The organism is Desulfovibrio sp. JY (genome assembly GCA_021730285.1).
In the GTDB taxonomy this organism is placed as follows: Bacteria; Desulfobacterota; Desulfovibrionia; order Desulfovibrionales; family Desulfovibrionaceae; genus Solidesulfovibrio.
Map to the genome: position 1 here is coordinate 267,563 of CP082962.1, position 23,774 is coordinate 291,336.

The 23,774-nt window shown below is 67.3% G+C and carries 18 protein-coding genes; 6 read left to right on the forward strand and 12 right to left on the reverse strand.

Annotated features, from left to right (window positions below):
• Window positions 1–70: 70 nt before the first annotated feature.
• The 3 genes from K9F62_01115 to K9F62_01125 all read right to left on the reverse strand — a co-directional run bounded on the left by K9F62_01115 (window position 71) and on the right by K9F62_01125 (window position 5,199).
• Window positions 71–1,645 carry a DUF87 domain-containing protein gene (locus K9F62_01115; GenBank protein UJX41328.1) on the reverse strand — a complete coding sequence of 525 codons (1,575 nt, stop codon included), beginning with the start codon at window positions 1,643–1,645 and terminating at the stop codon, window positions 71–73.
• Between the two features lie 294 nt (window positions 1,646–1,939).
• On the reverse strand, window positions 1,940–4,126 hold the full coding sequence (locus K9F62_01120; protein UJX41329.1) for a response regulator: 2,187 nt from the start codon (window positions 4,124–4,126) through the stop codon (window positions 1,940–1,942).
• Between the two features lie 44 nt (window positions 4,127–4,170).
• Window positions 4,171–5,199 (reverse strand): tetratricopeptide repeat protein, encoded by a 1,029-nt coding sequence (locus K9F62_01125; protein ID UJX43095.1) that lies wholly within the window; start codon window positions 5,197–5,199, stop codon window positions 4,171–4,173.
• Between the two features lie 338 nt (window positions 5,200–5,537).
• On the opposite strand from K9F62_01125, the gene K9F62_01130 reads away from it, so the two are divergent.
• The 4 genes from K9F62_01130 to K9F62_01145 are packed head-to-tail and all read left to right on the forward strand — an operon-like array spanning window position 5,538 to window position 8,248.
• Window positions 5,538–5,981, forward strand: a complete 444-nt coding sequence (locus tag K9F62_01130) for a pilus assembly protein (GenBank protein UJX41330.1) — start codon at window positions 5,538–5,540, stop codon at window positions 5,979–5,981.
• A 28-nt stretch (window positions 5,982–6,009) separates the two neighbouring features.
• A complete protein-coding gene (locus tag K9F62_01135) occupies window positions 6,010–7,368 on the forward strand; it encodes a VWA domain-containing protein (GenBank protein ID UJX41331.1) in 1,359 nt (452 codons plus the stop codon).
• A gap of 20 nt (window positions 7,369–7,388) precedes the next feature.
• The gene (locus K9F62_01140) at window positions 7,389–7,895 is read left to right on the forward strand and encodes a pilus assembly protein (protein ID UJX41332.1); all 507 of its coding nucleotides are present in this window, start codon (window positions 7,389–7,391) and stop codon (window positions 7,893–7,895) included.
• 26 nt (window positions 7,896–7,921) lie between these two features.
• Complete coding sequence (locus K9F62_01145) at window positions 7,922–8,248, forward strand: hypothetical protein (protein ID UJX41333.1); 327 nt, start codon at window positions 7,922–7,924, stop codon at window positions 8,246–8,248.
• A 354-nt stretch (window positions 8,249–8,602) separates the two neighbouring features.
• On the opposite strand, the gene K9F62_01150 is transcribed toward K9F62_01145, so the two are convergent.
• The 8 genes from K9F62_01150 to cpaB form a co-directional block, all read right to left on the reverse strand.
• On the reverse strand, window positions 8,603–8,974 hold the full coding sequence (locus K9F62_01150; protein ID UJX41334.1) for a hypothetical protein: 372 nt from the start codon (window positions 8,972–8,974) through the stop codon (window positions 8,603–8,605).
• Window positions 8,975–8,986: 12 nt separating this feature from the next.
• Window positions 8,987–9,931 (reverse strand): type II secretion system F family protein, encoded by a 945-nt coding sequence (locus K9F62_01155; protein UJX41335.1) that lies wholly within the window; start codon window positions 9,929–9,931, stop codon window positions 8,987–8,989.
• A 7-nt stretch (window positions 9,932–9,938) separates the two neighbouring features.
• Window positions 9,939–10,922, reverse strand: coding sequence for a type II secretion system F family protein (locus tag K9F62_01160; GenBank protein ID UJX41336.1), 984 nt, complete (start codon window positions 10,920–10,922; stop codon window positions 9,939–9,941).
• 60 nt (window positions 10,923–10,982) lie between these two features.
• Complete coding sequence (locus tag K9F62_01165) at window positions 10,983–12,353, reverse strand: CpaF family protein (GenBank protein UJX41337.1); 1,371 nt, start codon at window positions 12,351–12,353, stop codon at window positions 10,983–10,985.
• A gap of 272 nt (window positions 12,354–12,625) precedes the next feature.
• Window positions 12,626–13,795, reverse strand: coding sequence for an AAA family ATPase (locus tag K9F62_01170; protein UJX41338.1), 1,170 nt, complete (start codon window positions 13,793–13,795; stop codon window positions 12,626–12,628).
• A gap of 30 nt (window positions 13,796–13,825) precedes the next feature.
• Entirely contained in the window at window positions 13,826–14,098 is a 273-nt protein-coding gene (locus K9F62_01175) for a hypothetical protein (GenBank protein UJX41339.1), read from the reverse strand.
• A gap of 48 nt (window positions 14,099–14,146) precedes the next feature.
• Window positions 14,147–15,733 carry a type II and III secretion system protein family protein gene (locus K9F62_01180; protein UJX41340.1) on the reverse strand — a complete coding sequence of 529 codons (1,587 nt, stop codon included), beginning with the start codon at window positions 15,731–15,733 and terminating at the stop codon, window positions 14,147–14,149.
• Entirely contained in the window at window positions 15,720–16,634 is a 915-nt protein-coding gene (cpaB, locus tag K9F62_01185) for a Flp pilus assembly protein CpaB (protein UJX41341.1), read from the reverse strand. Before cpaB ends, K9F62_01180 begins: the two co-directional genes overlap by 14 nt.
• Window positions 16,635–16,984: 350 nt before the next feature.
• Here cpaB and K9F62_01190 point away from each other — a divergent pair, with 350 nt between their 5' ends.
• Together K9F62_01190 and K9F62_01195 are read left to right on the forward strand one after the other, a co-directional pair.
• Window positions 16,985–20,221 carry a UvrD-helicase domain-containing protein gene (locus tag K9F62_01190; protein UJX41342.1) on the forward strand — a complete coding sequence of 1,079 codons (3,237 nt, stop codon included), beginning with the start codon at window positions 16,985–16,987 and terminating at the stop codon, window positions 20,219–20,221.
• The gene (locus tag K9F62_01195; protein ID UJX41343.1) at window positions 20,218–23,226 is read left to right on the forward strand and encodes a PD-(D/E)XK nuclease family protein; all 3,009 of its coding nucleotides are present in this window, start codon (window positions 20,218–20,220) and stop codon (window positions 23,224–23,226) included. Before K9F62_01190 ends, K9F62_01195 begins: the two co-directional genes overlap by 4 nt.
• A 35-nt stretch (window positions 23,227–23,261) precedes the next feature.
• Here the strand turns inward: K9F62_01195 and K9F62_01200 are convergent, their stop codons facing one another.
• Window positions 23,262–23,765 (reverse strand): hypothetical protein, encoded by a 504-nt coding sequence (locus K9F62_01200; GenBank protein ID UJX41344.1) that lies wholly within the window; start codon window positions 23,763–23,765, stop codon window positions 23,262–23,264.
• Window positions 23,766–23,774: the final 9 nt, after the last annotated feature.

A 23,774-nucleotide genomic window follows, 5' to 3' on the forward strand; every position in this document is an offset into this window, starting at 1 on the left:
ACACGACTCCTTGGTACTCTCTTTTCAGCCCCCTACCTTCTTCCACAGGGATTGACAAGAAACGGGGGCATCAACGCACCTGCTTTCGCCAGCGATCAATCGTGTCGTCGATAAAGCCCGGCTCGTTACGCGGCGCGGACCAGACCTCGGAAAAACGCGCCGTATCGCTGCGCGGCCGCTCGCCATCGGCCAGATCGCGCAGGCGGATGCGCATGGGCACGGGCACGCCCTCGCCCACCACCACCGCCTCCTGGGTGCGTAGCGCCGGCAGGGCGGACAAAAGCCCGGCCGCGTTTTCCGGCATGGCCCGGCGCACGAAGAGCTGGTCCTGCTCGTTGCTCATGCGCAGCGACACGAGGGTGTTGACCTGGGACAGCACGGTTTCGGAAATCTCCGACGGCCGCTGGGTGACCAGGCCAAGCGACACGCCGTACTTGCGGCCCTCCTTGGCGATGCGCGAAAGCGCCCGGCGGGTGGGCCCGAACGCGGCGGCCGTGTCGCGCGGCACGTAGCGATGGGCTTCCTCGCAAACCAGCAGCACCGGTACCCCGCGCCCGCGCTCGGTCCACAAGGCGAAGTCGAAAATCAGCCGGCACAGCACCGACACCACCACATCCACGATCTCGGCCGGCACGCCGGCCAGATTGAAGATGGTCAGCGGCCGCCCGTCGGCCGGGAGCCGCAGATAGCGCGCCAGGACATCGGCCATGCCATCCTCGACCGTCAACTGGCCGAACATGAAGGTGAAACGCCGGTCGCGGCGCAAGGCGTCGATGCGGGTCGTCAGGCGCAGGTAGGGGATGGAACTTTCGGGCTTGTCCAGTCGCCCCATGCCGGTTTTGAGCAGCTCCGTCACCCGGGCCAGCCGGTACGGCACCGGCGTGTCGATGGTCAGGGCCGCATCGTCCTGCCCGGCCCCGCGCATGAACTCCGCCTTGGCCGTCAGCACGCAGTCCTTGAGGATATTGGCCTCGGTCTCGCGGTAGGGCTGCTCGCCGCTGCAAAAAACCTGGGCCATCTCCTCGAAATCGAGCAGCCAGTACGGCAGGGCCAGATTGTCGGTGGTGACCGATTCGGCCATGTCGCCAAAGGCGGCGGCATATTCGTCGTGGGGATCGAGCAGCACGATATGGCCGTGAGCATGGGCGGTCAAAACCGAACGCAACAGCACCGCCACCGTGCAGGACTTGCCCGAACCGGTGGTGCCGAGCACCGCGAAATGCTTGCCCAGAAAATCGTCGACAACCATGAAGGCCGGCACGTCCGCGTCCTGGTGCAGCGTGCCGATCAGGACGCTCGACTTGGCCGGCTTGGCATAAATGCGGGCCAAATCCCCGGTGACCGCGCGCCGGACGACAGCCCCCAACTTCGGACTGATGGACACGCCGCGCTGAAACGTGAATTCTTCGGTTTCCGCCCCGAGACTCTCGCCCAAAAGCGCCAGGCGGGCCATGCGCATGCCGTCGGCTTCCGGACCTGGCGACGGCGTGAAAAGCGCCTGCACCAGGCCGAACACCATGGACCGCTCGGAGACAATGACCGCCATGTCGCCCACGCCGACATCGGCCGCCACGGCCGCGTCCAAGACCACAACAACCTCCGCGCCCTCAACGGACGCCACATAGCCGATTGGCGTTCGGTCCATCGCTGTGTGCCTCCGGCGGCCAGGGGGAAACTTTTTGAAAAAAGTTTCCCCCTGGACCCCCTTCAAAAACTTTCAACGGGCTCCATGCCCGATGCGTCAACGCTTCAGTTTCCCAAACGTCTCTTCCATGCGGCGCTTCGCCGCTGGCGCGGTTGTTGCCGCAATCGCGTCCGGCGTCGAGGCGCAACGCGCCTCGTGCCGCCGGGCCGATTGCGGCAACAAACAATCCATTCCCACCAGCCCCCGACACCTCCACCCGTCATCCCAACCCGGTAAAGGGGGGTCCGGGGGGCATCAAGCCCCCCGGTCGGGAGGGTCCGGGAGGGGCGACGCCCCTCCCGGCGCTTCCCCTCCCCCCGCTGCCGCTTCCACCTGCGCCGCCGCCAGGGCCGCCTCGATGGCGACGGCCAGATCGCGGCGCAAAATAGGCTTGAGGAGCAGGTCGCGGATGCCGATGGCCCGGGCCGCGTCCTTGCTCATGGTCTCGCTGAATCCGGTGAGCATGAGCACCGGCAGATCGGGGCGAATGGCCAGGACCTCGCGGGCGAGGTCGGCGCCGGTCAGGCCCGGCATGTTCTGGTCGGTGACCATGAGGTCGCAGGCTGTGGGATCTTTTTGGATGCGGGCCAGGGCCTGCCGGGGATCGGTTTCGGCCTGGACGGCGTAGCCCAGGGATTCGAGGAGTTCCCGGCCGATTTCAGCCAGGGCCGGCTCGTCGTCGACGAAGAGCACACGTCCCCGACCCCTGCGGGGCTGGGGTCCGGCGTCCTGGTCCGCCTCGCCGGCATGATCGGCCAGGGGCAGGTAGACGCTGAAGGTCGCGCCCTGCCCCGGAGCGCTTTCGACCTTGATGTCGCCATTGTACTTGCGCACCACGCCGTGGGCCACGGCCAGGCCCATGCCCGTGCCCTCGCCGGGTTTCTTCGTGGTGAAAAAGGGGTCGAAAATCCGCTCCTGGATATCGACGGGAATGCCGGGGCCGGTGTCGCGCACCCACAGGCGCAGGCAATCGGCGGCCGGCGCGTCGCCGCCGATGGGGCAAAGCCCGCCCAGGCACTCCTCCAGCCCCACTTCGAGCACGCCGCCTGTTTCGCGCATGGCCTGGGCCGCGTTGCCGCACAGGTTCATGATGATCTGCTGGATCTGGGTGGGCTCGGCCAGGATGGTGTCGCGGCCGGGGCGCACGGCGTCCACCAGTTCGATGGAGTTGGGCACGGTGGCCCGGATGAGCTTGAGGGTTTCCTTGACCAGGGGGGCCACGTGCAGGGGCTTGGCCCCTTGTTCGTTCTGGCGGCTGAAGGAGAGGATCTGGAGCACCAGGTCCCTGGCCCGGCGGCAGGCGGACAGGATATGGTCGACGCGGCGGGCCAGCGGGCTGTCCGGCGGGGCGTCGCCTTCGATCATCTCGGTAAAGCCCATGATGATGCCGAGGATGTTGTTGAAATCATGGGCGATGCCGCCGGCCAGGGTGCCGATGGCTTCCATCTTCTGGCTCTGGCGCAGGCGCTGTTCGAGATTCTTGCGTTCGGTGATGTCGTGGGCCACGAACACGGTGCCGATGGGGACGTCATCGGCATGGGACAGCGGCGAGGCGGTGACGAGAAATTCCCCGTGCAGCCTGGCGATGGCGATCTCCCGGGAATGGTGGCGGCCGTCGGTCATGGCCAGGATTTCCCCGGAGCGTTCGCCGGGCCGGTCGGGCAGGTCGAAGACGAAGGCGGCCTCGCGGCCGACGACTTCCCGGGGCGACAGGCCCAGGCGGTGGGCCATGGCCAGGTTGAGGCGGCGCACCCGCCGTTCGCGGTCGATGACCACGACCATGTCCTGGACGGAGTCGAAGATGCCCTCCCACTCCCGCTTGGCCGTGACGATGAGTTTGGTGACGCGTTCGCGCTCTTCGATTTCCCGGGTGAGCTTGCGGTTGGCGCTGGCCAGGGCGGCGGTGCGCTCGGAAACGAGGGTCTCCAGGTGGCTTTTGAGCGCCGTGAAATCGCGTTCGGCCCGCCATTTGGCGCACAGGGAGGTGGCGAACTGGCGGATCTCCTGGGAATGGAAGGGCTTTTGGATGTAAAGCAGCTTGTCGGCCGGCGGCACCCGGGCGGCGATGCTGGCCGGATCGACGTCGGTGAAGGTGGTGACCACCACGATCTGAACCCAGGGATCGAGGGCCCGTATCTCCTCGGCCGCGAAAAGACCGCCGCGCCCGGGCGGCATGTGCACATCCAGGAAGGCGGCGGCATAGGGCCGGCGCTCGCGTTTGGCCGCGACCACGGCCGCCACAGCCTCCTCGCCCTGGCGGCACAGCGTCAGTTCGAACCGGGGTTCGTCGGATACGGGAGGCGCGCCCCCGAGCCCGTCGAGGCCGCCGAGGATGTCGTCCCGGGGCGCCAGGATCTCGGTGAAAAGAGCGAGGATGCGCGGCTCGTCGTCGGCCACCAGCAGGCGCAGGGGCGCGGGTGTCGGTTGGGTGGATGCGGCCATTTCGCGTTTCGCCTTTCCGGGGGCATCGACAGTCGCCCCCCGGCCTAGGGCATCTCCAGCCTGTCCAGGCGTTCGGCCGCCGCGGCCCGGCCCGACGCGGACGGCGCGGCGGGGGAAGAGGCCGCGGGCCTGGCCTGGGCCGGCACGGCCACAGGCTGTCCGGCGGCCGGCTGGGCCGGGGCGGAGGATGGCAGGGCCACTTCCTCGGCCGTGGACAGGCGGGTCAGGTTGTCGTGGGCCACGGGATAGAATTTCGGATTGGCGGCAATGGCCCGTTCGAAATATTCCTGGGCCTTGGCCTTGTTGCCGGCCTCCATGTAGCACACGCCGACGTTGTTGAGCGCCGTGGCCTCGCCGGCGACGCCGGCAAACGCCGCGTAGGCGTCGTCGTAGCGGCCGAGCTTGCACAGGGCCAGCCCCAGATTGTTGGCGATCTTGGGAGATTTCTTCACCCCCCCGGCCTTGGAAAACGCGGCCACGGCATCCTCGGTGCGGCCCATGAGCATCAGCGCGAGGCCCCGGTTGTTCTCCACATCCGGGTCGAAGGCGACGGCCAGGGATTTGTCGTACACGGCAAGCGCCGCCTCGGGCCGGCCTTCCCGGGCCTCGATGGCCCCGAGCAGGGCCGCCGCGCGGGACAGGGACGGCGAAAGCTCCAAGGCCTGGGCCAGGGTCTTGGCCGCCTCGTCCTTGGCCCCGCCGAGGTAGAGGGCGAAGCCGAGTCCCTGCAGGGCCGGGGCGTATTTCGGGTCGGCCGCAAGCGCCGCCCGGTAGGCCATGGCGGCCTTGGGGTAATTGCCCACGCGCAGGTACAGGTCGCCCATGCGGGTGTGGACCACGGCCGGCGCGGCTCCGGCCTTAAGCGCCGCCAGATAGAGCCGGCCGGCGTCCTTGGGGTCGCCGTGGGCAAGCGCGGCGTCGCCGGAGGCCAGGGCCTCGGCCCCTGGCTTGCCGGCCAGGGCGTCCGGCCCGGATTTTCCCTTGGAACCGGCACAACCGACGAGTCCGGCCATCCCGGCCAGACAAAGAGCCACAAGCGCGGCCGCCAGCACCGCCCGTACCTTCTCCTTCACCACGCGCCCTCCCCTTGTCCTTGGCCCAGCATAGCAAAGGCCGCCGGGTGGGTAAACACGGCCGCCGGGCGACGGCATCCCCCGCCGTCCTTTGCTGGAAGAGCACCTCCACGAAAAATGGTTCGGCCGCGATATACTCCACGATTCATAGATTCCATCCGACGCTGCCACTGGCCTTTTCCGGTTCGAGCAAAAAAAATTTGTCAAGCGGCCATGTTGCGCAAGCCGGCCGTCTCCGACTCCCTTCCCCCGCCCTGGCATGAATCTTTCAGACGCCTAGGGGAATGCCCCTAGGGGGAATTGCACATCCCAGAGAAACGACAAGCGAGATGCATGCCATGAAACGACTTCACAGGGACCAGCGCGGCCTGGCGGCCGTGGAAATGGCCATCGCCATGGTGCTGCTCGTCCCCCTGCTCCTCATCCTCGTGGAGGCGAGCCGGGCCCTGACCGAATATTCCCAGCTGCAAAACGCGGCCATGGAAGGAGCGCGCATGCTGGCGCGGCAAAACGGCGATACGGACGGAGTCGAGAATTACATCAAGCATACGGTGCTCACGGATGCCTCCGGGAAGCCCCTGTTCGACGGCGCCGACCCGACCGTGACCATCTCCCCCCGCGACGCCGACAACAACGTAACCGTGCAGGTGGACCATGACTACAGCCCCTCGTTCATGCCGCAATACGACGACTCGGGGAATCCCAATCCTTTCAATTTGCTTGGATCGGATACGCTCACGATTTCGGCCAAGACGACCATGGCTTTGCCGGCGGCAAACTAACCGGGGCGACGCCCGTGGGGCGTCGAGCGTGGTCATGGCGGCGGCTCTGGTCGGGCTCATGGCCGCCGCGGGCGTGGCCGTGGACCTCGGCCGCGTCTACGTGGCCCACAACAAGCTGCAAAACGCCGTGGACGCGGCCGCGCTGGCCGGCAGCCTCCAGCTTCCCGACGACCCGGACGTGGACAACGGCAAGGTTTCGCAGGCGGTCACGAGCAACCTGGCCGCCAACGACCCCGAGGCCACGGCCACCGAAATCGCCTCGGGCGGGGCCACCCGCAGCGTGTGCGTCACGGCCGAAGCCAACGTGGACATGACGCTGTCCAAGGTGGTGGGCCTCGACGCCACCACGGTCACGGCCGATGCCTGCGCCGGTTACAACGACATCGAGCTGGTCATGGTGCTCGACGCCACGGGCAGCATGCGGGGCACGCCCATCGCCAACGTCAAGGAGGCGGCGGCGAACCTGGTCGACCTCATCATGCCCGATTCCGGGGCCAACACCCGCTCCAAGATCGGGCTGGTCCCCTTCCAGGGCAAAGTCCGCATCGACGGCAACGACCCGGTCACAGCCGAGCGGGACCCCGACGGCGTGGGGGCCGGCTGCCGCAATGCCGACGACACCTTAAACGACGGCAAGCTCAAGACCGAATACAGCGACACCAGAAGCCGCAACTCCATTTTCTACGGCTACACCATCAGCGGCGTGAGCACCTATTACGACAAGACCTGCTCCGGCATGTCTCCCATCCGGGCCCTGTCCTCGGACAAGGATGCCATTCTCGACAATATCGACGCCATCAACGCCGGGGCCGTGACCTCGGGCACGCTCATCTCCGAGGGCATCAAGTGGGGCCATCGCGTGCTCTCGCCCGAGGCGCCCTACACCGAAGGCAACACGGACAAGAAGGTGCGCAAGATCATGATCGTGCTCACCGACGGCGACACCGAGGACGGACGTTGCGGCGGCCGCTACGCCTCGGCCTCCCGGACCATCAACTCCTACTGGACCAACGCCTACTTCGGCCAGGGACTCAAGCCCAACACATCGGGCTCGCCCTATTCCACCCTGTCCACGGCCACCGAAACCCTGGCCCAGATTCCCGACTGCGTCGACGGCGGCAAACTCAACCAGTTCGTCCTCGACGAAGCCGACGACGCCAAAAACGACGCCGACTATCCGGTGGAGATCTTCGCCATCCGCTTCGGCGATTCCGACGCCACGGACATAAGCCTCATGAAGCAGATCGCCTCGTCCAAGTCCGGCACCGACGACCATTATTACGACGCGCCGGACAGTTCCGACATCAAGGACATGTTCAAGAAGATCGGCCAGCAGCTCGGCCAGCGCCTCATGAGCAAGAAGGAAGCCACCACCGGCACGCCATAGCGCAACGCAGGAGCACGACCATGTTCACGCCGCCTCCCCGCAACCAGTCCCCCTCCCGCCGCACGACGCGGCGGGAATCGGGCGCGACCGCCGTGGAATTCGCCATGGTGCTGCCCGTGCTGGTTCTCATGCTCCTTGGCATCATCGAAATCGCCAACATCCTGCGCATCCAGTTCACCCTGGAAAGCGCGGTCACCACCGTGGCCCACACCATCTCCCAAAACCCCGACATCACCAACCAGTCCGATGCCCAGAACCTTTTCACCAGCCATCTGGCCGACTATGCGCCCCTGGTGCAGCAAAACACCGACACCCACGATCCGTCGGCCCCGCCGGCGCTGACCATGAGCCCGACCATCAGGCCGACGTGCAACTCGAGCGCCTGCACGCCGTTTCTCATTACGATCACCTACACCTACAGCGCGCTCTCCGCGCCCATGCAGCCCTTTTTCGACGGGCTGACCCTTTCGGCCTCGGCCCGCAAAAGCCCCGAGCCCAACACGAGCACCACGCTGGTTGCCAAGTAAAAGCCCCGCACCGGAGGAAACACCCCATGAAAAAAATCTCCATCGCCCTGGCGGCGGCCATCGTCCTGACCCTGACCGGGCTGGCCCCGGCCGCCACGACCAAGGCCAGCGTGGTCAACTTCTACAATGCCTACCTGACCCTGGTCAGTTCCAGCGACTACGTGCCCTTGTCGCGGGATACGCCCGAGGCTTTCGACGCCAAGTTCGACGCCATCGCCAGGGACACCGGCTTCGAGGATGCCGCAGCCGCCCTGGCCGCCGGCGAAGACTATGCCGCCGACGCCGAGGTGGCCGCCCTGCGCAAGGCCGTGGCCGACAAGATTCTCGAGCAGTATGCGCCGTACAAGGAATGACGCCGGGGACGTCCCAAAGGAATCCTGCCCAACCGCTGGTTGGCCGGCCCGGGAGCGGGTGCGGCCGCCACGCGCGGCGCATATTTGAAGAATACGCCTTCGTGTCCGCCACACCCGTCCCCGGCCCTGTCAACCCATCTCATACCCTTGAGCAATCTCCGCCTGTGACGGCGCCCTGAGCCCATCGCCTTTTGCCCTTCTCACAAATATTGCATCATTTCCGAAAAATAACGTGTATTTTCAGGCAGCACCGAGTGAAACGCCCCTGCCCCCTTTGAAAGTTTTTGAAAGGGGGTCCAGGGGGGAAACTTTTTTCAAAAAGTTTCCCCCCTGGCGGCCGTTCGCATTGGAGCATCAGAACAGACGTGAAAACGCCGCGACAAGGGCCGCCAGGCGTCCCGAAGCCAACGCCAGCCCGACGAGGGCCACCACCGCGAACAGCATGATCCGCAGGGCCAGGCGGCGGGCCAGGAAGCTGCCGGCGAATCCGGCGCCCAGGCGCGGGGCCGGGATGATGTTTTCGGCGCGCAGCAGCCGGTAGAGGCCGACAACGGCCGCCAAGCACACGACCAGGGCCAGCAGGTTGTCGAGGTTGTGGAAGAAACCCGAAAGTCCCCGCGCCGCGTCCACAGCCTGATGCGCGTTGCCGGACAGGGCGTCGGCAATGCCCTGCCCTTTTCCCTGCAGCTCCCCGACGGAGCGCATGACGTCGTCCGCGCCGGCCATGTCCATCGCCTCCTAACGATTGATGTTGCCGAACATCCGCATGAGGCTGATGGCCGCCGGTCCCAGGATCACGATCAATAGCGTGGGGAAGATAAAAAGGATGAGGGGGAAAAGCAGCTTGACCGGCAGCTTGGCGGCCATTTCCTCGGCCAGCTGGAACCGCTTGGTGCGCATGGAATCGGCGTAGACCCGCAGGGTCTGGGCAATGGAGGTGCCGAACATGTCGGTCTGGATGAGCATGGCCACAAGGCTGCCCATGTCCTCGAGCCCCACCCGGGACGACAGGTTTCGCAGCGCCTCCCGCCGCGATTTGCCGGCCCGCAGCTCCAGGGTCAAAAGCCGCAACTCGGAACTCAAAATCGGCTCCTTGGGGGCCAGCTCCAGGCATACCCGGTACATGGCGGCGTCAAGGCCCATGCCCGCCTCGACGCAGACCACGAGCAGGTCCAGGGCGTCGGGCAGGCCGTGCTGGATGGCCTTCTGGCGCTTTTTCACCCGCGAATCGAGCACGATCCCCGGCAGGTAGAATCCCCCGGCCACGCAGGCCAGGGCCGCGAGCATCTTGTACTGGGCCGGAACCCGGCCCGACATGGCCAGAAGCACACCCACGAGAAGCCCGACCATGGCCGCGCCGACCTTGATGCCCCAGTAGATTTCCACGGCCCCGGGCTGGCGGAACCCGGCGTGGATCAGGGTCGTGCGCGTCTTGGAAAGCTCCTTGGCCTCCTTGGGCTTGACCGCCTCGCCAAAGCGGGAGGCCATGCCCCGGGCCAGCCCGACCAGCCAGCCGAAGACCCCCGGCCGGCGACCGCCCCCCGGCTCGACCGGACGCAGCATGGCCATGGCCCGCTCGGCGATCTCCCGGCGCTGCTCGCGCTCGTCGCGCAGGACCATGACGGCGTACACGAAAAAGCCGACGCTGGCGGAAACGAGCAGGGAGATAAGCACAAGTTGCATAACGGCCTCAGACCTCGATGCGGACCATCTTGCGGATGACCAGGATGCCCATGGTCATAAGCCCCATGACGAGATAGATCAGGATGCGGCCCAAAGGCTCGGTGAAAAGCAGGTTCAGGTAGCCGGGATTGAGCATCTGCACCGCGCCGCACACGAAAAACGGCAGCAGGCACAGGACCCAGGCCGCCATGCGCCCCTCGGCCGAAAGCACCCGGATGCGCCCCTTGAGCTTGAGCCGCTCGCGGATGAGCCAGGCGATGTTGCCGACGATCTCGGCCAGGTTGCCGCCGGTTTCGTTCTGGATCTTGACCGAGATCACAAAGAAGTTGAGGTCCGGGCAGTCCACCCGGTCCATGAGGTTGTCCAGGGCCACGGCCACGCCCATGCCGAAGTTGATCTCCTCCATGGTCGTCTGGAACTCGCCCCGGATGGGCTCGGCGAATTCGCTGACCACCATGCCCATGCCGCTGGTGAACGTGTGCCCGGCCCGAAGCGCCCGGCCCACGAGCTCCAGGGCCTCGGGCAACTGGCGCTCGAATTCCTGCATGCGCCGGGCCTTGCGCATGGCGATCCACTTGAAGGGCATAAGCCCCAGCCCGATGCCGACGGCCAGGCACACAAACGTGTTTTGCGCGTAGAGCGACGCCGCCGCATAGCCCGTTGTCGCAAGGACCAGCGACAGCAGGACGAAGATGCCAAGCGGCGCCTCGATGTCCGCCTGGGCCAGCATCTTGTCCATGCGCCGGCTCCAGGCCTGGCGCGACAGGAAGACGTCCAGCCAGCGCAGCCCGCTCATCTCGTGGCGCTTGACCAGATCGCCGGCCACATCCGCCGCCGCGTCAGAGCCGCGCGTCGCCGCCCGGATGCGCCGGGCCAGCTCCTTGCCGCTCTTGTCCGTCAGCCGGCGCACCACGAAGACCGCGGCCACGAACACGTAGACCAGCGACAACAGCCAGGCCAGCGACAAAATGCTCGGCGGTCCCTCGGTCATAAGCGGCCCTCCCTTCCGGTGCGCGGGGCGCGTTGCGGCGGCATACGCTCCCCTGGCGAATCAGCTCTCGACAATGTTTCGCGGGTCGAACACGCCGTTTGCCATCCGGATACCCTTGGACTCGAACTTGGCCGCGAACTTCGGCCGGATGCCCCGGGCCAAAAAAGCGCCCTTGACCTTGCCGTCGGCCGTGACCCCGCGCTGCTCGAAGGCAAAAATCTCCTGCATGGTGATGACCTCGCCTTCCATGCCGGTCAGCTCCTGAAAGCTGACAAGCTTTCTGCTGCCGTCGGAAAAACGCGAAATCTGGATGATCACGTCCACGGCCGAGGCGATGTAGCGCTTGAGCGAGAGCGCCGAAATGGTCAGCCCGGCCATGGCCACCAGCGTCTCCAGACGCATGAGGGCGTCGCGCGGGGTGTTGGCGTGCAGCGTGGCCAGCGACCCGTCGTGGCCGGTATTCATGGCCTGCAGCATGTCGAGGGCCTCGGCCCCGCGCACCTCGCCGACGATGATGCGGTCCGGGCGCATGCGCAGACAGTTGCGCACCAGATCGCGCTGGGTCACCTCGCCGCGCCCCTCGATATTGGGCGGACGCGATTCCAGACGCACCACATGGTCCTGCTTGAGCTGCAACTCGGCCGCGTCCTCCACGGTCACGATGCGCTCGTCATGGGGAATGAACCCGGACAGGCAGTTGAGCATGGTCGTCTTGCCCGTGCCCGTGCCGCCGGAAATGAGGATGTTGAGCCGGGCCAGGACAATGCCCTGCAACACCTCGGCGATGTCGCGGGTCATGGCCCGAAACCGTATCAGGTCCTCGATGGTCAGCTTTTCCTTGGCGAACTTGCGGATGGAAAGCGCCGGACCGTCGATGGCCAGCGGCGGAATGATGGCGTTGACGCGCGAGCCGTCGGGCAGGCGCGCGTCCACCATGGGCGAGGATTCGTCCACGCGACGGCCCACCCGGGACACGATGCGGTCGATGATCTTCTTTAAGTGGTCGTTGTCCTTGAAGCGCGATTCGGTGAGCACCAGCTTGCCGGAGCGCTCCACGTAGATCTGGCGGTAGGAGTTGACCAGGATGTCGTTGACGCTCGGGTCCTTGAGAAAGGGCTCCAAGGGGCCAAGGCCGAGCATCTCGTCCTTGACCTCGTTTATCATCCGCTCGCGCTCGACCTGATTGAGCGGCGTCTGGGAAAACTCGTCGCGCAACAGCCGCTCGACCAGCTTGCCGATCTCCCCGCTGATGGCCACGGCATCCAGCGTGTCGAGCAGCGACAAATCGATCAGGTCGATCAGCCGGTCATGGATGCGGGTCTTGATCTCGTAATACTCGTCAACGGCAACGCCCGGCTCCTTGCGCTCCGTCGCGGCGGACATCCCGGGCCGCTGCCCCTGCCGCATAAGCGGCGTTCTTCCGCGTTCCATACTCACGTGGCGTGCCTGCCTCCGGCGGCCAGGGGAGGCTCCGCCTCCCCTGGACCCCACCGCCAGAAGGGGCGTTGCCCCTTCTGGACTTCCCCACCGGGGGGCCGAGGGCCCCCCGGTCCCCCCATATAGGGGGTTAATAACGACCACCATTACAGCCGATGCCGTTTATCTCTACCGTATCCGCGACATCCCAACAACAACCCCGTCAAAGGGAGCCGGGGGAAATCCCCCCGGGAGGGAGGGGCGACGCCCCTCCCGGATCTTACTTGCTACTTGCGGCCGGTAAGGCGTTTGAGGCCAAAGAGGCCCTTTTTGCGTTCCGGTTCCGGGACCGGGGGGGCCAGGGCCCGGGCCAGGTCGGCCAGGGACCGGGTGACTGGGGCCTTGGGCGCGGTTTCGAGCAGCGTCTTGCCCTGGTTTATGGCCGCGAGCGTGGTCGGGTAATCGTTTGGCACCTGCCAGAAAACCGGCAGGGAAAGCGCCTTTTCCATGTCCTCCACCACCAGGTCGCTGTCGCGCAGGTGGCGGTTGACCACGATCTTAAGTTTCTCATCGAGCCCGGCCTCGGCCTGCCGGATATTGTCCAGGAAGCGGCGCACGTTGGCCAGGCAGGGCAGGTTCTGGACGCACACAAGCACGATGGCGTCGGAAATGTCCATGACCTTGAGGGTGATTTCGTCGAGGTACATGCCGAGATCGATGACCACGGTATCGAAGATCTGGCGCATGAGCTCCAGGAGCTTGGAGATGTTCTCGGGCGTGGCCATCTGGAGGTCGTCGAGCCGGCTTGGCGGGGCCAGGAGGTAGAGCCCCGAGGGATGGCGCGACATGACGCTCATGAGGTAGGTGGCGTCGAGCCGGCTGATGTTGCCGAGCACTTCTCCCCAATGGTATTTGGGGGTGATGTCCAGAAACAGCTGGGCCTCGCCGAAGGGCAGGTTCATGTCCACGAGGGCCACCGAGGCCCCGGGCCGCAGCGTCAGGCAGGCGGCGGCGATATTGACCGCGGCGGTGGTGGTGCCCACGCCCCCCTTGGCCCCGAAGACGTCGATGATGCTGCCGTGCTTGCCGCTCATGGGGCCAAGCCGGCTTTCCAGGCGGGTTTTGAGCCGCCACAGCGCCATGCGGACTTCCTCGTGGCTGACGGGCTGGGGAAAAAATTCGCGCACGCCCTGGCGCATGAGCCGCATGAGGATTTCGGCGTCGTAGGTTTGGGCCGTCAGGAACACCTCGCGTTCGCCCCGCCGGGCCACGGTCTCGGCCAGTACCTCCAGGGCTTCCTCGCCACCGTCCGGGTCGAGCTCGCACACGAGCAGTTCGGCGAACTCCTCGCCGTCGCCGATCACCTCGAAATCGCCGTCCTCGGACAGGCACTCCTCGAAAGCCCTTCGCGCGGGCGAGGCGGCCATGTCCAGGAACACCGTGAGTTTGTCGCGCATGCTCGTGTCCTCGCAGGACTTGCTGCAGCCCTACTGCCCCTTGGCGATGTTGAGGATCGGATTGGAGGCGGTCTCTTTTTCCGTCGGCTTGGCCTGCTGGTAACGGTCGTAAGCCATGGCCGCCTTTTCCCCGTCCATGCCGACCACGGGCGTATCGTCGCCGGCCGTGGGGTCGATTTTCTGGTTGTCGAACACGGCATGGAACGACTTGCCGTAGTCCCAGTTCTGGGTCTTGTCCGCCTGGCAGCCGGCCAGGAGGCCGAAAAGGGCGAGAAACGCCAGCATTGCCGTCATGCGGTACATGGGAGCCTCCTGCCGGATGAATCCGGATGCGGCGGGGAACCGCCGTTGTTACTGTATTTCCCTGGGCCTGGCCACGGCGGCCACGGGCACGGCGTGCCCGAAATCGCCGTCCAGGGTGCCCGGCGTGGCCAGCGTCCGGGCCTGCGCCGCGCCGGCGTCGGATTTGGCATCCCGGTTGATGCCCAGGAAAAATTCCAGGTCGTCGGGCTCGTGGGCCGAATCCGTGGGCAGGGAAATGGCTTTCTTATCCAGCGGCTTGACCAAGTGGGCGGTGATGAGGATCACGAGCTCGCTCTGGTCCTTCTGGTACTGGGAGCTTTTGAAAAGCGCGCCGAGCACCGGAATGTCGCCGAGCACCGGATACTTGTCCATGGAATTGCGGGACTGCTCGTTGAGCATGCCGGCGATGGCGAAGGTCTGGCCGTTTTTCAGTTCGATGGTGGTCGAGGTCTGCCGGGTGTTGATGGCCGGGATGGTGGACCCGAGCAGGGTGATGGCGCGGGTGTAGTCGAGATTGGAGACCTCGGGGTTGACCTTGAGGTTGATGCGGTCCCCGGCCACGATGGTCGGCGTAAAATTGAGCTGCACGCCGAACTTCTTCCATTCGATGGTGGTGGTGCCGAGCCCCGAGGATACGGGCACGGGAATCTGGCCGCCGGCCAGGAAATCTGCGGTCTGGCCGTTTAAGCAGACCAGATTCGGCTCGGCCAGGATCTTGACCAGTCCGTTTTGCTTGAGCATGTCGACGACGGCGGTCATGGCCGTGTTGCCGGCGCCGCCGAAGTTGGTGTTCCAGCGGGCCACGGCCGTGCCCTGGTTCATGCTCATGGTCGCCTTGCTGGAGGGCTGGTTGAACTCCCGGTAGGCCAGCTGAATGGGCGACGAATCGAAGCTTGCCGAGCTGTCCGCGGATTTGGCCGTCATGGTGATGTATTGGTACGCGTTTTGGGGGTAGTAGGTGTCGAACATGCCCGAGGCCACGGACGAAAGGCTGCCGACGAGGGTATAGGCGAAGTTGCCGTCGCCGACGGCGCTCAGGTTGATGCCCATGCGGTTGACCAGGGACTTGGACATCTCGGCCACGCGCACCTCGAGCATGACCTGCTGCACGCCGCCGACGGAAAGCAGGTTGAGGACTTTTTTGGGCGCGTAGACCTCGGCCAGGGTCAGGGCCTTTTTCATGTTGCCGCTGTCGCGCACGGTGCCGGAAAGCGCGATGGAATCCTGGCTGGCCATGACCTCGATGCCGGTTTCCCCGGGCATCACGTCGTGGAGCATCTTTTTGAGCCGGGAAATGTCCGGGGCGACGTCCAGGTCGTAGACGGCGCGGACCTTGTCGCCCTTGTCCCAAAGGGTCAGGTTGGTGATCCCCGGAGCCCGGCCGGTAACGTAAATCTGCCGTGGGGAAAGCAGCACGAAATCGGCGATCTCGGGCTGGGCCACGGACACCCGCGACACGTCCGCGTCGCTTTGCAGGATGACGGACTTGCCGATGGTCAGCGACAGCTTGGGCGCGGTGCGCACGGCCACGGCCCCGATCCGACCCGGCGCGGCGTAGGACATCGTGGCCAGGCCGCACACAAGCAGCCAGATGAGCAACCGGGCGCCCGGTTTCGTGAACTTACGGCCGCGCATGGCTTTTCTCCTCAGGCTTCGCCTGGTTTACGCCGTCGAGGGTGATGCGCTCGCGCTCGGTGCCCCGGATGATTTCCACGCTGTAGCCGCCCTCCTCGGGCTCGCCTTCGGCGGGAGCGCCTTCCAGGGGCGAGGTCGGGGGGCCGGCCGGCGCGGCGGCAAAGGCTTCCAGGCTTCCGGCCACGTCCGCGCCCGGGGTCGTGACCACGTCGTCGTCGCCGGGCTTGCGCAGCGCCATGTGCATGCTGCCGAGATCGGCCGCCAGGGCCAGCCGCTCGGCCTCCTCGGGCGTGACCATGAGCGTGAAGGAATCCGTGCTGGCCAGCTCTTCCCGGCCGTCCTTGCCGATACGGGGCTCGAGCTCGGTGCCGGTGGCCAGGACCGGGATGTTCTCCAGGATGACCTTGGAAATCTTTTCCTCGAGCTTGCCCGGCCGGGCGTAGGTGACCACGACGTCCACCCGGCTGCCCGGGGTGATGAGCCCGCCCGAGCCCATGACCTTGGTGCCCTTGACGGTGAGCGCCCGCTTGCCGGGCGAGACCGCCGCGTCCAGGCCGCCGCTCGTGGCGCCCTTGGCCAACAGCTTGTCCGGAGTGATGGGGTCGTCCTTGGAGATATCCCGGGCCGCGACCCGGCCCACGGCCTCGGCGACGCCACGAAGCGCCCCGCCCGGAGCGGCTTCGACCTCGTAGGGCTTGAGCCGTAGCATGGCCGCGTCCAGGCGCGCTCCCTTGGGGATGGCCACGGCCGCCACCAGCACGTCGACCTTTTTCGCCTCGACCCTGGTCCGCTGGCCCTGCCCCGGGCCGCGTACCGACCCCAGCCAACGGATGGTCAGCACGCCGGCCACCAGGGCCAAAATCACGGCCAGGATCATGTGGGGGATCGCCTTGGACTTCATCCGTTCCTCCGCCCTGGGCCGCGCCTTGCCCCGCGCGTCGCCCGGCACCTGGAACACAGCGTTGTTTTACTTTATTAAACGGTGGCACAGGCCACCCGCGTCTGTTTCTCCCGAAGCGCGCCGGGGCCCGGCCCGCTCCCGGCCTTTGCCCACAACGCCTTGCGCCGGATTTCCGGCGGGGCAACCCGGTTTCGAGCGGGCGGCCCGGCCGGGCCGGGAGCGATCGGCAATGCCTGTGCAGCAAGAAGCCTGCCACCCGACCCCCTGTTTCGCGCCGGGCCGAAACGATTGCCCCGAAGCGGCCATGAGGGTAGCCTGCCAGCCATGCCTCGCGCCAAGGAGCCTCGCCCATGCTGATCCAGGTCAAGGCCTCGGCCGGTTCCGGCAAGACCCACGCCTTAACCGAGCGCTTCATCTCCCTTGCCCTGCGCACGGCCCGAAACCTGCCCCGCAGCTGCGCCGGCAGCCTCGAGGCCGGCTACGCCCTGCCCGAGATCCTGGCCGTGACCTTCACCAACAAGGCCGCGGCCGAGATGCGCGAGCGGGTCTTCACGCGCTTAAAAAAGATCGCCCTGGGCCTCGGCGGCGCGGACGCCGACTCCCGGGGCAAGGCCCGCGACGAGCTGGAAGAGCTGCTCGTCCACGCCGAGCGCCTCAATATCCGCACCATCGACAGCCTGCTGTTCCTTTTGGCCCGCATCTTCGCCCTGGACCTCGGGTTGCGCCCGGATTTCGAGCCGGCCTTCAACGATGCGGAACTGCTGTCCGACGTCTACGACCGCCTGGCCGCCCGGTTGCCCGAGGACCCTGGACTGGGCCGGCTTTTCGGCGACGCGGCGGCGGCCCTGCTCCAGGGGACGTCCGGCTTTTTGCCCATGGCCCCCTTTCGGGAGCGGATCCTGGCCGTCACCCAGAAGCTTTTGACAGAGCCGCTGGCCCATCCGGCCGAACCCGAGGCCCTGCGCCTGGGCCTCGAGCGGCGCATCGGCCGGCTGGCCAACGCGGCCGGGGCCATCTTCGCCGCCCTGGACGCGGCGTCGCTCAAGGCCAATTCCAATTTCCTGGCCTTTCTGCGCAAATGCCGCGAAGCCGCCCAGGCCGACGCCCCGCCCCAGTCCGCCTACGCCGGCAAGGCGACGCTTACCGACTGCATGCTCAAGGCCAGTCGCGACGCGGTCACGCCCGAGCTCGAACGCCTCTACGCCGAGCTTAAGGAGGCCCACGGCGCCTGCGAGCGCGAGCTGCCGGCGCTGCGCGCGGCCATGGGCCTGGCGCCCTTTGTCGCCCTGGCCGGGGCCCTGGCCGAAGACTACCCCACCTACCTGACCCAGATGCGCAAACTCCCCCACTCCCAGTGGTCGCGCCTGGTGGCCGGCCGGCTCGGCGGCGACATGGGCGTGCCCGACGCCTGGTGCCGGCTGGGGGCGGGGCTGGCCCACATCCTCATCGACGAATTCCAGGACACGGCCCGCGACCAGTGGGAGGTGCTGCGGCTTCTGGCCCTGGAATGCCTGGCGCGCGGAGGGAGCCTCTATCTCGTCGGCGACGTCAAGCAGGCCATCTACGGCTGGCGCGGCGGCGAGGCGGCCCTTTTCGACGAGGCCCCGGCCGATCCCGAGCTTTCCGGGGTGGTCGACGGCGTCACGCGCCAGACGCTGCCCGTCAACTGGCGTAGCGCCCCGGTGGTGGTCGACGCCAACAACCGCTTTTTCGCCCCCCTGGCCGATCCGGATACGGCGGACCGCGTGGCCGCAGCCCTGCTCGGCCCGAACCTCGCCTCCGCCGCGCCCAAGCTTGCGGCCGCGCTTGGCCGGGCCTTCACCGACGCCCGCCAGAGCCTGCCCGACGACTACCATGGCCCGGACGGGCACGTGCGCATAACGGCCCTGGCCGGCGCCTCGGCCGGCGAATACGAGGACGAGGCCCGCAAGGCGCTCGTCCGGCTGCTGACGGACGAACTCATCCCCCGCCACGGCCCGGGCGGCGTGGCCGTCCTGACGCGGTCCAATCCCCAGGCCGGCCGGGTGGCGGACTGGCTGATCCGGGCCGGCATCCCTGTGGTGACCGAAAACAGCCTGCTTCTGGCCGAGCATCCGCTGATTCGCCAGCTGGCCGCCATGCTGGCCTTTCTGGATTTTCCGCCGGACAGCCTGTCCTTTTTCGCCTTCGTTTCCGGACGCGAACTTTTCGGCGACATCGCCGGCATCGGCCGCGACGAACTGGCCGACTGGCTGACGGGACTCCCCCACCGGGGCTCGCTGTCCCTGGCCTTTCGCGCCCGCTGGCCCGACGTCTGGGACCGGCTGATCCGGCCCTACCAGCGCCAGACCGGACTGGCCGCGCCCTATGACCTGTTGCGCGAGATCGTGGCCGGTTACCGGCTGCTTGAGCGCCGCCCCGGCGACGAGGCCTTCATCCGCCGTTTCCTGGAAATCGCCCATCTGGCCGAGAACAAGGGCTACGGCTCCATCGCCGCCTTTCTCGACTTCTGGCGCGAACTCGGCTCGGACGAGAAGGTGCCCCAGCCGGAAAACATCGACGCCGTGCGGGTCATGACCATCCACAAGGCCAAGGGGCTCCAGTTTCCGGCCGTGGTCGTGCCGTTTCACCACTTCACGGGCAAGGCCGGCCAGGCGGACCTGGTGGTCGGCCACGTGGAGGAAGGCGAGGTGCTGGCCCCGGACATGCCCGGCCTCGGCCCGGACCATGCCCTGCGCCGGGCCCGCGAACTGGCCGAGCAACTGCACCTCCTCTACGTGGCCTGGACCCGGCCGCAGGTGGAACTGCACGCCTTCGTGCCCGGCTTCGGCAAGCTGCGCGACGAGGCGCGCTATCCCCTGCCCAAGGCGCTGACCATCCTTTTCGCCGCCTTCGGCCAGGATCCGGCCGCCGGCGAGCCCATCCGCCTGGGGAGCCTGCCCGACGCGCCGCCGACCGCCGCCCGCGCCTGCCCGGCCCTCGAAGCCGAAACGCCGGCCGATACGGAAACGACCGGGGACGGACAGGCCGTCGCGGCCGACAAGGAGGCCATCGCCGTGGACGCGCCCATGGCCTGGCTGCCGCGCCTCAAGGTCTACCGCAACGTGGCCCGCGATATCCGCGACAGCCTGCGCTTTTCCGAAAAGCGGCGCGGCGAGCTGGCCCACCTGGCCGCCGAAACCTTCGCCCGCCTGGGGCACGACCCGGCCGATCCGCAGCCCGCCGCCAGACGCGCCGCCGCCATGGCCCTCGGTGGGCAGCGCCTGGACGCGGGCCTTCGCGCCCGGCTGACCGGGGAATTCACGGACATGCTGGTGTGGCTGGCCGAGCTGCCCGACTGCCGGGACGCCCTGGCCGACGGCATCCTGGAGCGCGAACTCCTGGACGATGCCGGCGCGCGCCACCGGCCGGACCTGCTCTTCGCCGGACCGGAACACACCCTGGTGCTCGACTTCAAGACCGGCCATGAAGACCCCGAACACGTGACCCAGGTCTCCCGCTACCTGCGTTTGGCTCGCGCCCTGCCCGGCCGGGCCGGACTGCCGGCCAGGGGGCTGCTCGTCTATCTCGACAAGCGGGTCTGCCGGCCCGTGGAGGCCGCTTCGTGAAACCCGTCGGCGTCATTCCCTGGACCGAGGAATTCTTCGGGGCCGTGGCCGAGCGGCTGGTGGCCGCAACCGGCGGCGATTTCCGCGACACGCTGGCCATCTTTCCCCTGCGCCGGGCGACCAGGCATTTGTGCGACCGGCTGGCCGCCATGGCCGAGCTGCCGAAACCGCTGCTTTTGCCCGAAATCACCGCCGTCGGCGACTGGGCGGCCGAGGTCGGCGCGTCGTTTATGCCCGAGCCGCCGGTGACCCTCGACACCCTCGACCGGGTGGCGCTGCTTTACGACATCGTGCGCGAAATCGCCGCGGAAAACGCGGGCGAGGCCCAGCCCGGGGCGTTTCCCACGGACATGGCCCGCTTTTTCCCCTGGGGCCTGGAGCTGGCCGAACTGATGGAGGAACTTTTCCGCCACAACGTGCCCGGCCGGGACCTGGAATACCTGGAGGGGCAGGTGGTGCCCCCCGCCGCCGCGCTGCTTTCCCGCCTCGGCACCATCTACGCCCGGTACCGGGAAAAGATGCTCGAGGCGGGCCTGGCCACGCCAGGGCTCCTTTTGGCCCTGGCCGGGGAAAACGCCAAGGAGGCGGCGACGCGCCTTGCCGGCAAGCGGGTTTTCGCCTGCGGCTTCGCCGTGGCGTCCGGGGCGGAAAAGGCGCTTTTCACGGCGCTGTGGCGGCAGGGCAACCTGGAGATGCTCTGGCACGGCGACCCGGCCCTGGCCAATCCCGGGGCGCGGGTGCATTTCGCCTGCCTGGAGCAGAAACGCTGGCTCGGGACCCTAAACGCCCGGGCCGGCTGCATCACCGGCGGCAAGGCCCGCCGTGCGCGCCGCAAGGACGATCCCGACCGCCCCACCCTGGTGCTCGGCGCGGGCACGGCCAACCTGTCCTCCAAGAAGCTGCGCTTTTTCGAGGGCCACGACCTCCACGCCCAGCTCAAGGCCCTGGAAGGCTGTCTGGCCGAGGGACAGGCGGCCGACGCCCTGGACAGCACGGCCATCGTGCTGCCGGACACCGGCCTGCTCTCCCCGGTGCTCCACATCCTGCCGCGAAAAGACGTCAATATTTCCATGGGCTATCCCCTGGCCCGCTCGTCGCTGGCCAGGCTCCTGGAGACCATCCTCACCCTGCAGGAAACGCGGCTGGACACCGGGCGCTACCACTGGCGCGAGCTTGTGGCGCTTATCCGCCATCCCTACCTCAAGATGCTGCACACAGGCGACGACGAACCCCTTCGGGCCGTGTTTCACGCCCTGGAAGCGGCCCTGCGCCAGGGCGGCGCCTTCGTCGATCCGCTGGCCCTGGAATTCGGCGACGAGGAGGCCCCGCCGCCAAAGGAAGCCCTGGCCCTGTGTCGGGAGGTTCTGGAGACGTGCCTGACCGCCTTCGAGGACGTGGACACGCCCCGGGCGCTCGGCAACGCCGTGGGCGGGTTGTGCGAACTGCTGCTCGACCCCGCGCGCAGCGGCGACGCCTGGGAACGGTTTCTCATCGACGCCGAGTGCCTTTTTCGCCTAGCCACGAACGTGGTCCCGGCCCTGACCGGCGGCCGGCTGGCCGACGCGGTCCTGCCCCGCGAAACGCTTTTTGCCCTGTTGCGACGGCTCCTGGCCGACGAGAGGGCCCCGTTCGAGGCCGAACCGCTCACCGGCTTGCAGGTGCTCGGCGTGCTGGAAACGCGCCTCCTCTCCTTTCGCCGGGTGTTCGTCCTCGACGCGGTGGAGGACAAGCTGCCCGGAGCCGCGCCCTACGAGCCCCTGCTTCCCGATCCCCTGCGACGGCTTTTGAAGCTCCCGGACAGCCGCGAACGCGATCTGGTCGCCGCCTACAACATCTACCGGCTTTTTTTCGGGGCCGAGGAGATCACGGTGTTCTACCGCACCGGGTCCTCCGGGGCCGGACTTTTCGAGGACAAGCCCGTGCGCAGCCGGTTCGTGGAGCAGCTTTTGTGGGAGGAGGAAAAACGGCTCGGCCGGGTGCTTCTGCCCGGTGAAGCGCCGGTGTCCCTGGTTTCGATCCCCCTGTGCCCCATCCCGGAGGGCGACGCGGCCATGCCCAAATCCCCGGTCGTGGCCGAACGCCTGCGCGCCTACCTGGCCGAAAAACGCCTGTCCGCCACCTTTCTCGACACCTACCTCACCTGTCCCTTGCGCTTTTTCTACCGCTACCTGACGCCGCTGGCCCCTTTGGCCGAGGTGGCCGAGGAAGGCGACCGGGCGGCCGTGGGGCAGGTGGTCCACGACACGCTGAAGGAATTCTTCACGCCCTATCTCGGGTGCGACATCGACGCGGCGGACATCGACGCCGCCGCCTTGGCCGATCTTTTCGAAACGCGCCTGCGCGCCGATCCCGCCTATGATGCCCTGCCCCCCGACGGCCGGCTGCTTTTGCTGCGGGCCGGGCGCACGCGCCTTGCCGCCATGGCCGCCGGTTTGCCGCGCACCATGCCTGTGGCCCTGGAAACCGAGCTTGCCGCCAGCATCGAGACGGCCGGGCGCAGCTTTCTGCTCGGCGGCCGGCTCGACCGGGTGGACCGCCGCGAGGACGGCATCGTGATTTTGGATTACAAGACCGGCGGTCTGCCGGCCCTGGGACAATCGCTCTGGGACGACGAGGCGCTGTGGGGCCGGTTGTCCCGGTTCACCGCCCCGGACGACGACCCGGAACTGCTCGAGACCGTGGCCAGACGCGTGGGCAGCCTGCAACTGCCGCTCTACTGCTGGCTGTACGCGGCAGGCCAGGGCGAGACCCCGGCCGACGCCGCCTTTGTGGAGCTCAAGGAAACGGGCCGGGAAAAGCCCCTGTTCGGCCCGCGCCGCGACCAGAGCGCCCGCGAGGAAGCCATCACCGGCCAGACGCCGGCGCTTTTGGCCTTCGCGCTGCGCCACCTGTCCATGGCCACGCGCTTTCCCCCGCGCCCGGACGCCCGGCGCTGCGCCTACTGCGATTTCCGTCCGGCCTGCGGGGCGCGCCCGGGCGGCGGCGCCGCCGCCTCGGACACGTAGGACGAGGGACGACCGCGCCCCATCCCCCGGACGCGCTAGCGGTTCAGGGAATCCTCGGGTTCGGTATTTTTCTTCGGGCGCAGGGGCTCGTAGTAGATGGCCGATTTGGTGGCCTTGGTCGCATTGTTGTACTTGAGCTTCATCTTCATCTTCTTTTCCGGAAAATCCCAGGACATCACCAGCCAATCGCCGTCGGTTTCGGTTTCGGGCGTGCCGGCCAGTTTCGTCGTCACCTGCTTGATGATGTCGATGTTGTCGTGCTCGGTGCGCATGATGCGGTCGTACAGTTTGCCGTCGACCACACCGTAGACAATCACAGGGGCCAGCCGCTCATGCACGCCCAGCCGGCAGGGGCCGGTGAAATTGTAGTACGCGACGCCGTCCTTCTCCATGAACTTCACGAAGTAGTCGTGATCGTTTACCTCCGCCAGCGGCTTACCGTAGGGCGGCTTGGCGCAGTCGAATTCCCCGGCCCAGGCGGTAGCGGCAGCGGCGACAAGACACAGCAGCAGACACAGAAGCGACAGGCGGCGCGACATGAGGTGTCC

What these genes read in the sequence shown, in the direction of transcription:
- K9F62_01180 (UJX41340.1), bottom strand. Translation starts at nt 15,733, where the DNA reads ATGCGCGGCCGTAAGTTCACGAAACCGGGCGCCCGGTTGCTCATCTGG.
- K9F62_01165 (UJX41337.1), bottom strand. Translation starts at nt 12,353, where the DNA reads ATGGAACGCGGAAGAACGCCGCTTATGCGGCAGGGGCAGCGGCCCGGG.
- K9F62_01150 (UJX41334.1), bottom strand. Translation starts at nt 8,974, where the DNA reads ATGGCCGGCGCGGACGACGTCATGCGCTCCGTCGGGGAGCTGCAGGGA.
- K9F62_01140 (UJX41332.1), top strand. Translation starts at nt 7,389, where the DNA reads ATGTTCACGCCGCCTCCCCGCAACCAGTCCCCCTCCCGCCGCACGACG.
- K9F62_01120 (UJX41329.1), bottom strand. Translation starts at nt 4,126, where the DNA reads ATGGCCGCATCCACCCAACCGACACCCGCGCCCCTGCGCCTGCTGGTG.
- K9F62_01190 (UJX41342.1), top strand. Translation starts at nt 16,985, where the DNA reads ATGCTGATCCAGGTCAAGGCCTCGGCCGGTTCCGGCAAGACCCACGCC.
- K9F62_01145 (UJX41333.1), top strand. Translation starts at nt 7,922, where the DNA reads ATGAAAAAAATCTCCATCGCCCTGGCGGCGGCCATCGTCCTGACCCTG.
- K9F62_01130 (UJX41330.1), top strand. Translation starts at nt 5,538, where the DNA reads ATGAAACGACTTCACAGGGACCAGCGCGGCCTGGCGGCCGTGGAAATG.
- K9F62_01200 (UJX41344.1), bottom strand. Translation starts at nt 23,765, where the DNA reads ATGTCGCGCCGCCTGTCGCTTCTGTGTCTGCTGCTGTGTCTTGTCGCC.
- K9F62_01115 (UJX41328.1), bottom strand. Translation starts at nt 1,645, where the DNA reads ATGGACCGAACGCCAATCGGCTATGTGGCGTCCGTTGAGGGCGCGGAG.
- K9F62_01160 (UJX41336.1), bottom strand. Translation starts at nt 10,922, where the DNA reads ATGACCGAGGGACCGCCGAGCATTTTGTCGCTGGCCTGGCTGTTGTCG.
- cpaB (UJX41341.1), bottom strand. Translation starts at nt 16,634, where the DNA reads ATGAAGTCCAAGGCGATCCCCCACATGATCCTGGCCGTGATTTTGGCC.
- K9F62_01155 (UJX41335.1), bottom strand. Translation starts at nt 9,931, where the DNA reads ATGCAACTTGTGCTTATCTCCCTGCTCGTTTCCGCCAGCGTCGGCTTT.
- K9F62_01175 (UJX41339.1), bottom strand. Translation starts at nt 14,098, where the DNA reads ATGTACCGCATGACGGCAATGCTGGCGTTTCTCGCCCTTTTCGGCCTC.
- K9F62_01170 (UJX41338.1), bottom strand. Translation starts at nt 13,795, where the DNA reads ATGCGCGACAAACTCACGGTGTTCCTGGACATGGCCGCCTCGCCCGCG.